12 protein-coding genes are annotated in these 13817 nt (G+C 46.4%); 9 read left to right on the forward strand and 3 right to left on the reverse strand.

Annotated elements, in window-relative coordinates:
* Position 1: 1 nt before the first annotated feature.
* Positions 2–721, reverse strand: coding sequence for a metal ABC transporter ATP-binding protein (locus K4I03_RS05900; protein ID WP_321573155.1), 720 nt, complete (start codon positions 719–721; stop codon positions 2–4).
* Between the two features lie 149 nt (positions 722–870).
* Between K4I03_RS05900 and K4I03_RS05905 the strand changes: the two genes are divergently transcribed.
* Together K4I03_RS05905 and K4I03_RS05910 are read left to right on the forward strand one after the other, a co-directional pair.
* Positions 871–2763, forward strand: coding sequence for a M13 family metallopeptidase (locus tag K4I03_RS05905; RefSeq protein ID WP_227964015.1), 1893 nt, complete (start codon positions 871–873; stop codon positions 2761–2763).
* 233 nt (positions 2764–2996) lie between these two features.
* Positions 2997–3893: a DUF7916 family protein gene (locus K4I03_RS05910; protein WP_227964016.1), complete on the forward strand. Its 897-nt coding sequence runs from the start codon at positions 2997–2999 to the stop codon at positions 3891–3893.
* Positions 3894–3981: 88 nt separating this feature from the next.
* On the opposite strand, the gene K4I03_RS05915 is transcribed toward K4I03_RS05910, so the two are convergent.
* On the reverse strand, positions 3982–5178 hold the full coding sequence (locus tag K4I03_RS05915; RefSeq protein WP_227964017.1) for an ROK family protein: 1197 nt from the start codon (positions 5176–5178) through the stop codon (positions 3982–3984).
* Between the two features lie 204 nt (positions 5179–5382).
* Here K4I03_RS05915 and K4I03_RS05920 point away from each other — a divergent pair, with 204 nt between their 5' ends.
* The 6 genes from K4I03_RS05920 (at position 5383) to K4I03_RS05945 (ending at position 11645) form a co-directional block, all read left to right on the forward strand.
* Positions 5383–5700: a PTS sugar transporter subunit IIB gene (locus K4I03_RS05920; RefSeq protein ID WP_321573156.1), complete on the forward strand. Its 318-nt coding sequence runs from the start codon at positions 5383–5385 to the stop codon at positions 5698–5700.
* Between the two features lie 8 nt (positions 5701–5708).
* Positions 5709–6026: a PTS lactose/cellobiose transporter subunit IIA gene (locus K4I03_RS05925; RefSeq protein WP_227964019.1), complete on the forward strand. Its 318-nt coding sequence runs from the start codon at positions 5709–5711 to the stop codon at positions 6024–6026.
* A gap of 5 nt (positions 6027–6031) precedes the next feature.
* Complete coding sequence (locus K4I03_RS05930) at positions 6032–7393, forward strand: PTS sugar transporter subunit IIC (RefSeq protein ID WP_227964020.1); 1362 nt, start codon at positions 6032–6034, stop codon at positions 7391–7393.
* The gene (locus K4I03_RS05935) at positions 7394–9172 is read left to right on the forward strand and encodes a glycoside hydrolase family 35 protein (protein ID WP_227964021.1); all 1779 of its coding nucleotides are present in this window, start codon (positions 7394–7396) and stop codon (positions 9170–9172) included.
* Between the two features lie 9 nt (positions 9173–9181).
* On the forward strand, positions 9182–10111 hold the full coding sequence (locus tag K4I03_RS05940) for an aldo/keto reductase (RefSeq protein ID WP_227964022.1): 930 nt from the start codon (positions 9182–9184) through the stop codon (positions 10109–10111).
* Positions 10112–10229: 118 nt separating this feature from the next.
* The gene (locus K4I03_RS05945) at positions 10230–11645 is read left to right on the forward strand and encodes an LPXTG cell wall anchor domain-containing protein (RefSeq protein ID WP_227964023.1); all 1416 of its coding nucleotides are present in this window, start codon (positions 10230–10232) and stop codon (positions 11643–11645) included.
* 48 nt (positions 11646–11693) lie between these two features.
* On the opposite strand, the gene K4I03_RS05950 is transcribed toward K4I03_RS05945, so the two are convergent.
* Positions 11694–12674 carry a nuclease-related domain-containing protein gene (locus tag K4I03_RS05950; RefSeq protein WP_227964024.1) on the reverse strand — a complete coding sequence of 327 codons (981 nt, stop codon included), beginning with the start codon at positions 12672–12674 and terminating at the stop codon, positions 11694–11696.
* Between the two features lie 211 nt (positions 12675–12885).
* On the opposite strand from K4I03_RS05950, the gene K4I03_RS05955 reads away from it, so the two are divergent.
* On the forward strand, positions 12886–13755 hold the full coding sequence (locus K4I03_RS05955) for a glycosyltransferase family 2 protein (RefSeq protein ID WP_227964025.1): 870 nt from the start codon (positions 12886–12888) through the stop codon (positions 13753–13755).
* Positions 13756–13817: the final 62 nt, after the last annotated feature.

Genomic DNA, 13817 nt, shown 5'->3' on the forward strand with positions numbered 1-13817 from the left:
CCTAAGCACCTCCATTCATAAAGATCTGGGAACCGTAAGTCTTTTTCATATTGTCCTTGGTAAAGCTAGTCTCGGTAGGCCCAAAGGCAATCAGCTTACGATTGAGCAGGATGACCTGATCAAAATAATCAACCACCTTACTCAGGTCATGATGGACAATCAGAATGATCTTGCCTGCGGCTTTGAGACTCCGCAAAGTCGCCATTATAATCTCTTCACTGACAGAGTCGATCCCGACGAAGGGCTCGTCCAAAAAGATACAATCCGCCTCTTGGACCAAGCAGCGAGCAATCAAGACCCGCTGGAATTGGCCGCCGGACAGCTGGCTAATCTGGCGCTCAGCCAAGTCTTCTAAACCGACAAGTTTCAATGCCTCAGCTACCTTGTCCCAATGGGAACTCTTTAGTCCCTGAAAGAGCTTGAGCTGCGGGTAAAGTCCCAAAGAGACACACTCTTTGACCTTGATAGGAAAATGATAATCAATATTAATCTTTTGCTCTACATAGGCGACGCGCTGGAGAGAGTTCTGCAGTGGCTTTTGATCCAGCAGAGTCTGGCCTTGGTGGTCAATAATCCCTAGCATGCCCTTGAGCAGGGTGGATTTTCCGGCTCCGTTAGGACCGATAATCCCAGTAATAGTTGGCTCCTTAATGGTTAATGAAAGGGGCTCAAGAGCCAGCGTATCCTGATAGCTGACAGTCAAATCTTTAATCGTAATCATCTCATACACCTCCATGAGATTAATATACATTAAAATAAAAATTAAGTCAAGTTAATTTTTAATAAAACTCTAAAATTAATATAAGAAATGTTTGAAAAAACAAGTAGATTTTGATAAGGTTATATCAAAAGCATGAAAGCGAGAAGAAGATGACACGACTACAAGATGATTTCTATGATGCGATTAATGGTGAGTGGGCCAAGACGGCGGTTATTCCTGATGATAAGCCAGTGACGGGCGGCTTCATGGATCTGGCAGATGAGATTGAGGAACTTATGCTTTCTACGACAGACAAATGGCTGGCTGGCGATGGAGTGCCAGAAGATGCCATTCTGCAGAACTTTGTTGCTTACCATCGCTTAGCAGCGGATTATGACAAGCGGGAAGCGGCAGGGATTGAGCCTGCGCGTGCTTACATTGATGAAATTCGCAACCTAACATCTTTTGAAGACTATGCTTCTAAGATTGCAGATTTTGAGCTGGCTGGCAAGCCGACTTATTTCCCCTTTGGTGTGGCGCCTGACTTTATGGATGCCCGAATCAATGTCCTCTGGGCAGACGGACCAGGAACGATTTTGCCAGATACGACCTACTATGCTGAGGACCATCCGCAGAAGGCGGACCTCCTTGCGAAATGGCGCAAGGCTCAGGAAGATTTGCTGGCAACATTTGACTTTGCGGAAGAGGAAATCAAGGATCTTCTGGACAAGATCTTGGAGCTGGATGCTGTTTTTGCTCAGTATGTTCTGTCTAGTGAAGAAAGCTCTGAGTACGCTAAGCTCTACCATCCTTATAAGTGGGATGATTTCAAAGCCTTGGTACCAGAGTTGCCTCTGGCGGATATTTTCACCAAGTTAATCGGTCAAGAACCCGACCAGGTCATTGTGCCTGAGGAACGCTTCTGGAAAGCAGCTAAGGATATCTATACAGCTGCTAACTGGGATAAACTCCATGCTCTGCTGATTCTCTCTGCGGTCCGCAATACGACGCCTTATCTAACGGATGACATTCGTGTCTTGGCAGGGGCTTATCATCGTGCTCTATCAGGAACTCCTCAGGCTCAGGATAAGAAAAAAGCAGCCTTTTACCTGGCCCAAGGTCCCTTTAATCAAGCTGTAGGTCTCTGGTATGCCGGTCAGAAGTTCTCACCAGAAGCCAAGGCTGATGTGGAGCAGAAAGTGGCGACGATGATCGAAGTTTACAAAAACCGCCTGGCCCAGAATGACTGGCTGACACCAGAAACTCGGGACAAGGCTATTGTCAAACTCAATGTCATCAAGCCTTATATTGGCTATCCTGACGAGCTGCCTGAGCGTTATTCTCGAAAGGTCGTCGATGAAAAGCTGACTCTCTTTGAAAATGCTCAGGAGCTGAGCCAGATTGATATTGCTTACAGCTGGAGCAAGTGGAATCAACCAGTAGATTACAAGGAATGGGGAATGCCAGCCCACATGGTCAATGCCTACTATAATCCGCAGAAAAACCTGATTGTCTTTCCAGCGGCTATCCTGCAGGCTCCTTTCTATGACCTGCACCAATCCTCATCAGCCAATTACGGTGGTATCGGAGCGGTCATCGCCCATGAGATTTCTCATGCTTTTGATACTAATGGCGCTTCCTTTGATGAAAATGGCAGTCTTAATAATTGGTGGACGGAGCACGACTATCAAGCCTTTACCGAACGGACTCAAAAGGTCATTGACCAGTTTGAAGGTCAAGATTCCTATGGTGCTAAGGTCAATGGCAAGCTGACCGTTTCAGAAAATGTGGCTGATCTGGGTGGTATTGCAGCAGCCCTAGAAGCAGCCAAGCAAGAAGCTGATTTCTCTGCAGAGGAATTCTTTACCAACTTTGCTCGCATCTGGCGGATGAAGGGGCGGGAGGAATATATGAAGCTCCTAGCAAGCGTCGATGTCCATGCACCAGCCAAGCTTCGGACCAATATACAGCTGCCAAACTTTGACGACTTCTTTACAACCTTTGATGTGAAAGAGGGAGATGGCATGTGGCGGAGCCCAGAAGAGCGGGTGGTCATCTGGTGATGCAGAGATAAGAGTACTTATCGAATCTTGCTCAAATCAAAAATAACCGAGTTCATTTCAATAGTCTGCTTTTGTTTGAGAAAGCAGGCTATTTTGTCAAAGGAAATATAAAGCGTTTACATTTCTATGACCTTGTGCTATAATGTAGTTGATAACAAAAAACAAACAAAATATCCAAATAGAATAGATTTCAAAGTGTTTATTAATGAATAATAAAGAAAAGAGATGTTCTTATGGTAAAACGATTCATTAGTTCAAATGCTTCAGAAATTTTAAGTATGACTGCGCCGGAGCTGAAACAGAGCATCAAGGCCAGTGAGGGCCGTGTTATCCTGTCTGAAAACGTAGCTTTTAAAGAATCTTATATCGGTGATGTGACCAATGCAGAGATTGCTCGGTCTTTTGGTGCTGACTTGATTCTGCTGAATGGGATTGATATCTTCCAGCCTTTTGTGGCTGGTCTGGATGCCAAGGAAAATTTTGTTCAGGAGCTGCACCGCTTGGTGGGCCGTCCTATCGGTATCAATCTAGAGCCGGTGGACAGTCAGGCCCAGATGGCAGGAGAACGCCTGGTCATCAATGAGGGGCGTCAGGCTAGTCTAGCGACCATTCAGCGAGCAGAAGAGCTGGGTGTTGACTTTATCTGCCTGACGGGTAATCCGGGGACTGGTGTCACCAATCAGGCCATTATCGACACTATTCGAGTGGTCAAGGAGAATTTTTCAGGCCTGCTGATTGCAGGCAAAATGCATGCTTCAGGTGTGGATGAGCCGGTAGCAGACCTGGAAGCAATCGCTCAATTTATCGAAGCAGGTGTTGATATTGTCCTAGCACCGGCAGTCGGCAGTGTGCCGGGCTTTGATGAGCAGGACTTGAAGCAGATTGTCCGACTGGCCCATCAAAAGGGGGCTCTGGTTATGAGTGCTATCGGTACCAGCCAGGAGAGTGCTGATGAGGATATAGTCAAGCAAATGGCCATCCGCAACAAAATCTGCGGTGTAGATATCCAGCATATCGGAGATTCAGGCTACGGCTGTCTGGCTCCGGTTGAAAATATCTTTGCTATGAGCAAGGCTCTCAGAGGACAGCGCCATACCATTTCCATGATTTCACGTTCGATTAATAGATAGTAAAATGAGACAGACTTTTAGGGGGTAAGCTTCTAGAAAGCCTGTCTCTATTTTTTATAAAAAAAGACCGAGATTGATGTCTCGGCTTTTATAGGTTTCCTTTTTTATCTAAAAATTCATGATAGACACAGAGGCTGACTGCAGAGCGGGCAATGCTGTATTTAGAGTAGGGGATAATAACAATCTCTGCTTGTTTTTGCTTTGGAAAGAGAGGTACTTCCTGCTCTAACTGAGCCAGAACCTGCTCGGCAATCACCGGATAGGAGAAGAGCTGGCCGTCCAGATAAATCCTTTCGCTATCAATAAGCTGGCAGAGATTGGAAATGGAAATGGCCAGATAGCGGCAGGCAGTATGAATCAACTCAATGCTGCCCAAGTCTCCTAAGCGATAGGCGGTCATCAGACTTGTCAAATCAATGTCATTGACGTCCTCTACAAGGGTCTTTAAGAGCGAGGTCTGGGAAGCCCGATACAGGATAGCCGCTTTATCAATCAGGGCACTCTCGCTGGCATAAACCTGCAGGCAGCCGTGCTTACCGCAAGGACAGCGCTCCCCTTCGGGATTGATGACGGTATGCCCCACCTCCCCGATAAGATAATTATCCTGACTGTAAATGCTGCCCTTGTACATGTAAGAGCAATGAATACCTCTGGCGACATGATAGACGATAAAATTACTGTCTGTAGGATGATAGCTAAAGAGGCGTTCAGCCAGTGTCAAACAGTGGGACTTATTGGCAAAGTAGACAGGAAGGTCAAATGCTTCTTGAATAGTCCGCAGGTTAATCTGCCCCCAGTGGGGGTTTTTAGAAATGATAAAATCACTCTCAGAGAGATTCACATGCCCCGGCAGCCCGAGGGCAATCGCTGAGATGGGGTATTGGCTGTTCTTTTTCAGAAAATCTTGAATCAGCTGGATGATTTCCTGGTCAGACGGTCCGCCTGTCACCTCGATTTGATATGTCCGAATGCTGCTTTCTGCAATCTCACCGGTATTGTCAGCGATGACTATGGCCAACTGTTTTTCAGAAATCTCAAAACCTAGATAGTAGCGACTACGAGGCGCAATATCCAGCAGGGTTTTCTTGCGGCCTACGCTCTCGTCATTGAGCTCGCCTAGCTCCAGTACCAAGCCTTCCTTGATCAGTTCATTGATGATGCTGCCGGTCGTGGCTGGTGTAATTTGAGTTTCTTTTGAAATATCAATCCGAGAAATCGGTCGTTTGGCATAGAGCTGATCCAGAACAGTTGCCCTTAGCTCGTTTTGTTTTCTAGTTCGTGTCATCTTGTTTCCTCTGCTGCTATACTATCAAAAAAAGCTTAAAATCTCAAATGTAAGCGTTGACATAGTACAGAAAAATAGTTATAATATTTATAGAATATTAATAACATGGTTGAAAATATTCTTTTTTTGGATTTTTGTTTATATATTAAAAATAAATGGCAAGCATTGTTGCAGGCTAGGTCAGATTCATAAAGGAGGATGCCAATGGAAACAAAACAGATTATGTTAGTCTGTGCGGCTGGGATGAGCACCAGTCTCATGGTCAATAAAATGCAGAAAGCTGCAGAGGAACGAGGTTTAGCTGCGACGATATTTGCGGTGCCAGTGTCAGAAGCAGAAGACTATCTAAGCGAGAAAAAGGTTGATGTCCTTTTGCTGGGGCCTCAGGTCCGCTATCTGCTGGAGAATTTGCAGGAAAAACTAGCTTCAAAAGGCATTCCGGTCGATGTCATCCCTATGACGGACTACGGAATGATGAAGGGGGATAAAGTTCTGAATCTGGCAGAGTCGCTCATGAAGTAGGTGCTCCTATGGAAAATAAAGATTCCTTAGAGGTCGCTATGACCCTCATTATGTATGGCGGAGAGGCCAAGTCTTGTGCTATCGAAGCCATTGCAGCAGCTAAAAAGCAGGATTTTGACCGAGCTCAGGAGAGACTGAGTCAGGCTGAGAAAGCTCTGCTGCAAGCCCATCACGCCCAGGCTGAAATGCTGAGCAAGGAGGCACAAGGAGAGAAGACAGAATTTAGTTTATTTATGGTGCATGGGCAGGATCATCTCATGACCAGTATCGCCTTTGTTGATTTGGCAAAGGAGATTGTTGATTTGCATAAAAAATTTGATGAATAGGAGAAATGCAGATGAGTAGTTTGGTTGATAAATGGCAAGCACGTCTCATGCCTATTGCCAATAAAATCGGCAACCAAAAATTTTTGGTTGCCCTGCGGGATTCCTTTATCGGAACCATGCCTGTGATTATGACGGGTTCTTTCGCCCTAATGGTCAATGCTTTTCTATCTGACTTGCCAGGACAGTTCGGCTGGACCTGGATTTCCTCTACCTTCCAGTGGCTGATTGATATTAACTGGCTGGTATTTAAGGGCAGTATTCCTATCGTTACCCTCTTGTTCCTCTTTACCTTCGGAGTCAATATCGCTAAGATTTACAATACTGATAAGGTATCTGCTGGTCTGGTAGCAGTTGCTTCCTATATCATTACAATTGGTGGCTCTGTTACTAAAACCTTTGAGTTGGCTGGCAAAACACCGGGGCTGAGCAAGGCAATTTCAAAACTCCCAGAGCTAAAACTTGACGGCAGTAATCTGTCTGTGATGATTAACAGTGTCATTCCAGGTGACCAGATTAGTGCGCGTGGTTATTTTACTGCTATTCTGATTGGTTTTGTGTCTGTTATCATCTTCTGTAAGGTCATGAATCGTAACTGGACCATCAAACTTCCAGATTCTGTTCCGCCAGCTATCATGAAGCCGTTTCTGTCTATCATTCCGGCTGCGATTGCCATGTATGTCGTGGGGATTGCGACCTATCTCTTTAATCTGGTGACAGGCGAGCTGTTGATTGATTGGATTTACAAGATTCTTCAGGCACCGCTTCTCAGCTTGTCTCAAAGTTTCTGGGCTGTGCTGCTCATTGTCTTTCTCAATAAGATTTTCTGGTTCTTCGGACTGCACGGCGGTAATGTGCTGGCGCCAGTTATGGCCAGTCTCTTTGGTGTGACCATGCTGGCTAATCTAGAAGCTTATCAGGCTGGGCATGCGATTCCTTACATGTGGACGGATAATTCTTTCGGTGCTTTTGTCTGGTTTGATGCGATTGGGGTTGCCATTGCCATTCTCTGGCAATCTCGGAACAAGCACTATCGCGAAGTGGCCAAGTTGGGAATTTTCCCAATGGTCTTCAACATCGGTGAGCCGGTCATGTACGGTCTGCCAATCGTTTTGAATCCAATTATGTTTATTCCATACGTCCTGACGCCAATGGTCATGGTGACAGTAGCCTACTTTGCAACCTCTATGGGCTTGGTTGCACCGGTTACTCAAAACGTTACTTGGGTCATGCCGCCGATTCTCTACGGTTTCTTTGCGACAGCCTTCGACTGGCGGGCAATTATTCTTTCGCTGGTTAATATCGCTATTTCGACCGCTATATATCTGCCCTTTGTCAAGATGGCAGATAAACAGGAGGAGCTTGGATAAATGGCAAAATTTGAAATTAAAGAAGAATTTTACTTGGATGGCAAGCCTTTTAAGATTTTATCGGGAGCTATTCAGTATTTCCGGCTTCATCCAGACCAGTGGCGAGATACCCTTTACAATCTCAAAGCTCTGGGCTTTAATACGGTAGAAACCTATATTCCTTGGGCATTGCATGAGCCTCAGGAAGGTCAGTTTCAGGCAGAGGGCGTGCTGGATTTTGAAGCATACTTCAAGTTGGTTGAGGAGATGGGGCTTTATCTCATTGTCCGGCCAACGCCTTACATCTGTGCAGAGTTTGACTTTGGCGGTCTGCCGGCCTGGCTCTTGAGATATCCTTCGATGCGACTGCGGGTCAATCATCCGCTGTTTCTGGAAAAGGTCAGTCATTTTTATGACTGGCTCTTTCCCAAGCTTCTGCCCTATCAGAGTAATCAGGGCGGCCCTATCCTCATGATGCAGGTGGAAAATGAATACGGTTCTTACGCCGAGGACAAGGCCTACATGCGCAGCATTGCGCAGATGATGAAGGTTCGTGGCGTTACGGTTCCCCTCTTTACTTCTGATGGGACATGGATAGAGGCTTTGGAATCTGGAACCTTGATTGAGGATGATATTTTTGTGACGGGGAATTTTGGCTCTCAGCCCAAGGAAAATACAGACAATCTACGAGCTTTCATGGAGCGCTATGGCAAGAAATGGCCTCTTATGTGTACTGAGTTTTGGGACGGCTGGTTCAGCCGCTGGAGCGAGGAAATCGTTCGGCGAGAGGCAGAAGATTTGGCCCAGGCTGTCAAAGAAATGCTGCAGTTGGGCAGTATGAACCTCTTTCTACTGAGAGGTGGGACCAATTTTGGTTTTATCAGCGGCTGTTCGGCCCGCAAGACCAAGGATTTGCCGCAGATTACCTCCTATGATTTTGACGCTCCTATTACTGAGTGGGGACAGCCGACCGAGAAATACTACGCTGTTCAGCGGGTGACCCACGAGGTCTTTCCAGAGCTTGAGCAGATGGAGCCGATTAGCCGACAAGCCAAGGCCTATGGCAGTTTTCCACTGCTTGGTACTGCAAATCTGCTGGATGTGGCAGCGGATATCACAGAGGAAATTCTGCTGGATTATCCGCAGCCTATGGAGCAGATTGGGCAGAATCATGGCTATATTCTCTACCGTTCTGATATCAAAAATCAATACCATGAGGAAAGGCTCAAGGCCTTGGAGACTCATGACCGCTGTCATTTCTATGTCAATCAGGAGCACCTAGCTACCCAGTATCGGGAAGAAATCGGTGATGAGATGCTCTTCTCAGCTGATACCGAGCGGATTCAGATTGATGTGCTGGTGGAAAATATGGGGCGAGTCAACTATGGTTACAAGCTGGGCGCACCCAGTCAATCCAAAGGAGTCAAGGGTGGTATCATGATTAACCACCAGTTCCGAAAGGGCTGGAAGCATTATGCGCTCAAGTTTGACAAGGAAATGCTGGCCAAGCTAGACTGCTACTCAGCTCCACCGGAAAGAGTCAAAGCACCGACCTTCTATCGCTTTGAAGCGGAGTTGGATGATATCGCTGATACCTTCATCGACTGCTCTAAGTATGGGAAGGGCTGTATTTCGGTCAATGGTTTCAACCTTGGCCGCTACTGGAATGAAGGGCCGATTCACTATCTCTATGTGCCGTCTGGCCTGCTTAAGGAAAAGAATGAATTTATCGTCTTTGAAACTGAAAATGTCAAGATTGAAGAGTTGACTTTGCTTGACCACCCAGTCTATAAGAAATGAGGTGCTGCGATGAAATATATAACAGTCGGGAATGAACTGAAAGAAGCGAGTCAGCTGATTTTGGGCTGCATGCGACTGGCAGAGCATGCTCCTGAAGAGGTTGTTTCTGTTCTTGAAACAGCATTAGAAGTGGGAATTAATTTCTTTGACCACTCAGATGTCTATGCTGGCGGCCAGTCTGAAGCCAAGTTTGCGCAGGCTCTGCGTACGGCTAAGATCCCCCGGGACCGAGTTCTCATCCAGTCCAAGTGCGGACTGCGGGATGTTCACAATAACTATCATTTTGACTTTTCTAAGGATTATATCATCAGCTCGGTTGAAGCCAGCTTGGCGCGTTTGCAGACGGACTATCTGGATGTGCTCCTCCTGCACCGGCCAGATGCTCTTGTGGAGCCAGAAGAGGTGGCTGCGGCTTTCTCACAGCTACACCAAGCTGGGAAGGTCCGCCATTTCGGAGTCAGCAATCAAAATCCTTATCAGATCGAGCTGCTGCAGAAAAGTGTGGAGCAGCCCTTGATTGCCAACCAACTGCAGTTTGGTCCTGCCCATACTCCGATGCTGGATGCTGGGCTCAATGCCAATATGCTCAATCCTTTAGCAATCGTTCGGGATGGTAGTGTGTTAGACTATTGTCGATTGCATCATATCACGATTCAGCCTTGGTCACCATTTCAGGTTGACTTGAACCAGGGACTCTTTATAGAGCATCCTAAATATGCTCAGCTTACAGAAACTCTGCATGCCTTTGCGTCAGACTATCAAGTTTCTTTTGAAGCCTTAGTTCTCGCCTGGATTTTGCGCCATCCGGCTCAGATGCAGCCGATTGTTGGCTCCATGAATCCGCAGCGAATTCGCTCAATGGTGGCTGCTTTTGATATTGAGCTCTCTCGAGCTGACTGGTATAAGATTTATAAGAGCGCGGGAAATCCTCTGCCCTAAGCTTGTTTTTGCAGGGAGATTATTTGTTATTCAGAATCAATGAAGGCTAAGATCAGCGAATCGGTCTGCATATTTCATTGATTAGGCTCGACTCTGTACCTTATGAAAGGAGAATGATATGAATAATAAGTTTTCTTGGCAAGCCCTAGCAAAATCTGCTTCTGCTGCCAAGTATGGGAGCAGCTTGCTGCTATGTGCTTCCCTCTTGTCCTTAGCAGCTTTGACAGCTGTATCAAGAGTTGAAGCGGAAGATGTTGCTCCTGCTCCTGCAGCAGTAGCTGAAACGCCGGCTTCTCCAGCAGCGCAAGCAAGTCCCGAGGCTGAAAATCCAGCTGTAGCTGAACCCCAAGCAGCTCCTGCAAATCAGGCCGAATCAGCTGCAGCCGCTAGCGAGCTGCCAGCCAGTCAGGTCATGTCCGATGAGCAGAAGCAGCGCGCCATTGCTCAGATGGGAGCCAATCAAGGGGATGTCTGGGTTTGGTCGGAGGAAAATGTCGTTGAAGAAAATGGGGAGCGTCAAAAGCGCGGTCCTAATGGCGGTCCTGGTCAATTTAATGGCGGAGCCGTCGTGTTAGGCGGCCGTCCGACTTATGACCCAGCTGCGGATTGGTACTACCTTGCTTATAAAGGCGAAGGGATGACTGACGAAGAAGCACAGGCTGTCTTTGACAAGGAACGCGGCAAATGGATGAACGAATTTGATCCTTGGGGCGTTGTGATGGAAATGACGGACAATAAGGCCAGCAATGCATGGGCGGATATTCGTAACATGCAGGCTTTTGTGCTCCGGAAGGATTCCAATGTCTGGGAGAAAATTGTGGATCACCCTCAAGGAGTTCAATGGGTTTCTCAATTCAAGGGAAATATGTCCAGCAACGTAGGAGATGCACGTCAGGAAGCCTTGGCTGGTGGGGGAACAGCTATTGAGGTATTACCTAAGCAGGATCGGGTTGCCCACTGGGGTTCTGATCAGGCCCGTGATATTCCAAATCCTCAAACCATTCGGGCTGTTTTAGTTTCCGTAGAAGCTCGTATTTCTGAAAAATCTGACCCGGATGCCAAGCTTGGTATTCAAGTTGGCGGTGACTGGAAGTTTGCTGAAGAAGTGAGTAAGCCGCTCTGGTATCCAGGAGCTGGTCTGGCTGGTATTCAGCGACTGACCAAGGATTGGGCTCGTTACTATTTTGTCAGCCTCACTGGTATTCAAGATGCAGTCGAAGAAAGGGCCATTTCACAAGATGAGTTTATGAAGAGTATCGTACCGTTGGCCGATATGGAGCAGGCCTCTCAAAATCAAGCCCAGCAGCAAACTCCTGCAAGTCCTGATTCAAAGAGTAGCCAAGCGGAAAATCTAACCTACAAAGCAAACGGCCAGACGGACCCTCAAGCATCGTCTCAAGAGCCAACTCTTCAACAAGCTTCTTCCAAACAACTACCTAAGACCGGCAGCCAAAGCAGTCTATTGACCAATCTGCTTGGACTCGGACTCTTAGGGCTGGGAGCTGGCTTCCTTGGCTTGAAGAAAAAATCTTAGTTTTGCGAGCTAGAGGAAAAATAATCTACAAAAAAGCAACAGCAGTTTCTAGCTGTTGCTTTGTGTTTGAGTTAGGTTTTGCACGACAGGTTGTTCGAAATTAGGTACTTGCGCAACCTGCTCGGCAAGCGGACTGCAGACAGGCTCTTGGTATTTTTGAGTAAAGCGGCATCTTGGGAAGTTGGAGCAGCCCCAAAATTGCTGACCAGCCCTAGAACCCTTGGATGCTGTACGGAGCACCAATCCATGCTGGCAGCGAGGACAGATCTTTTCTGCTTCTCTACGTTGTTTATTCTGAGCAATGCTGTTAATATGGCGCTCTTTGACGACCTGCTTTCGCTTGGTCAAGGGCAGGAGCATACGATAGAGGTCGTCAATCTGCTCGGGCGACAGGTAGACTTGACTTTGGCAGGCCTGCCGGTCAATTGCCCCTATCACTTGCCAGGTCTGAATAACCTTATGCCTGTCACTGTTTAGATGGATTTCCTTAAGCTGACAGTCATTGCCAAAGACGATATAGGAATATAGATTTGGCGTGTATTGGTTGAGATAGTAGCTGAGCCATCTGAGATGGACTTTATTTTGAATAATGGGATTGAAAAAAGAATGTTTGTAAGATTTTCCACGGCCTCCGGAAAGAACCTGAGTCCAGTATTGCTGATTTTCTGAGCCGAAGATCCAGCCCTTGTAGTTTTTTGACTCAAAAATATAAATCCCAGACGGATGAATCAGCAGGGCATCAATCTCAGTGGTAGTGCCATCTTCTTTGAAGATATAGAGATTGTACAAGATCTTTTTATAGCCATAGAGCTGGTTCAAGACCTGACCAAGCTGGTACTCTCCCTGTTTTCCCTTGTTATATTTTAGTTCCCAAGGAGCAGTCTGGGTTTGCTGGAAATAGTCAGGCTCTGGGCTTTGGCTGGACGACCAATCCGAGTCCGTATCTTCCCTGTCTTCAAGTAGCTTATAACTGATAAAAAAGACGATGCCAAAGACAGCCACAAATGCAACGAAAAAGAATCCAAACATTTCCTAATCTCCCTTAAAATCCCTAATTCGAGTATAGCATAAAATAAAGGACGGAAGATTTTTATAAGTGTAAAAACAAAACAATTGAACAACAAATCAAAATATGTCTAAAAAGCGGAAACTACCCTTTAAAAATTTATTTTCCCAAAAACACCTCACAAACCTAAAAAATCATGTATAATAAAAAGACAGGAAAAGAATAGGAGTTATCATGTCTCAGGAATTAATCAGTGTTATCATCCCTGTTTACAATGTTGAGCAGTATTTAGCAGAATGTGTGAACAGCGTCTGTCGTCAGACATATCAAAATCTAGAAATTATTCTAGTCAATGATGGTTCAACAGATGCTTCTGGTCAGATTTGCCAAGAGCTAGCTGATCAGGATACGAGGATTCGTCTCATTCATCAGGACAATCAAGGTTTGTCCGGTGCCCGCAACACAGGGATTGAGCACTCTAGTGCAGACTATTTGATTTTTGTGGATTCGGATGACTGGCTGCCTGAGCAGCATGTTGCCCGCCTCTATGAAAAGCTCAAGGAGTATGATGCGGACATTGCCATTGGTCACCACTGTAGTTTCCGTGCTGAGGATTCAGCCTTCCTCTACTATTCGACAGAGCATTTTGAAACCCTCTATACGCGAGAAGAGATAATCGAGGAGTACCCTAGACGGCGCATGCTAGACGGTGTCTTTCTTTGTGCCTGGGCCAAGCTCTATAAACGTAAGCTCTTTGATACAGTGCGCTATCCAGTCGGCCGAGTGGCCGAAGATGCCTTCACAACTTATAAGCTGTACCTTCAGTCAGAGAAGATTATCTACCTCAATGAACCGCTCTATTACTATCGCTTGCGGCCAAATAGCATCTCCATGACTTGGAATGAGCAGTGGTTCCGAGACTTGATTGTAGGTTTTGAGGAGCAGCTAGCCATTTTGGGGAAGCTGGGCTATGACCTGAGCTTCTACTACAAATACTACACTTTCCTGCTCCAGTATTGTCGCGATAGCGCTGCAGCCGTCGGTATGCAGTCTAGTCTGGTCTATCAGGAAATTGAAAGCAAACTCCAACTGTTTGGAGAATAAACAAAACAAGCCACCTTTCAACCGCAGGGCTGAAAGCGTAGCTTGTTTTTTAGTGTTTGAAA

Source organism: Streptococcus sanguinis (assembly GCF_020729725.1).
Lineage (GTDB): Bacteria > Bacillota > Bacilli > Lactobacillales > Streptococcaceae > Streptococcus > Streptococcus sanguinis_V.

Excerpts from the sequence above, each read along its gene's own strand:
- K4I03_RS05950 (WP_227964024.1), bottom strand. The coding sequence starts at position 12,674 with ATGTTTGGATTCTTTTTCGTTGCATTTGTGGCTGTCTTTGGCATCGTC.
- K4I03_RS05945 (WP_227964023.1), top strand. The coding sequence starts at position 10,230 with ATGAATAATAAGTTTTCTTGGCAAGCCCTAGCAAAATCTGCTTCTGCT.
- K4I03_RS05910 (WP_227964016.1), top strand. The coding sequence starts at position 2,997 with ATGGTAAAACGATTCATTAGTTCAAATGCTTCAGAAATTTTAAGTATG.
- K4I03_RS05955 (WP_227964025.1), top strand. The coding sequence starts at position 12,886 with ATGTCTCAGGAATTAATCAGTGTTATCATCCCTGTTTACAATGTTGAG.
- K4I03_RS05925 (WP_227964019.1), top strand. The coding sequence starts at position 5,709 with ATGGAAAATAAAGATTCCTTAGAGGTCGCTATGACCCTCATTATGTAT.
- K4I03_RS05930 (WP_227964020.1), top strand. The coding sequence starts at position 6,032 with ATGCAGATGAGTAGTTTGGTTGATAAATGGCAAGCACGTCTCATGCCT.
- K4I03_RS05905 (WP_227964015.1), top strand. The coding sequence starts at position 871 with ATGACACGACTACAAGATGATTTCTATGATGCGATTAATGGTGAGTGG.
- K4I03_RS05900 (WP_321573155.1), bottom strand. The coding sequence starts at position 721 with ATGATTACGATTAAAGATTTGACTGTCAGCTATCAGGATACGCTGGCT.
- K4I03_RS05940 (WP_227964022.1), top strand. The coding sequence starts at position 9,182 with ATGAAATATATAACAGTCGGGAATGAACTGAAAGAAGCGAGTCAGCTG.
- K4I03_RS05935 (WP_227964021.1), top strand. The coding sequence starts at position 7,394 with ATGGCAAAATTTGAAATTAAAGAAGAATTTTACTTGGATGGCAAGCCT.
- K4I03_RS05920 (WP_321573156.1), top strand. The coding sequence starts at position 5,383 with ATGGAAACAAAACAGATTATGTTAGTCTGTGCGGCTGGGATGAGCACC.
- K4I03_RS05915 (WP_227964017.1), bottom strand. The coding sequence starts at position 5,178 with ATGACACGAACTAGAAAACAAAACGAGCTAAGGGCAACTGTTCTGGAT.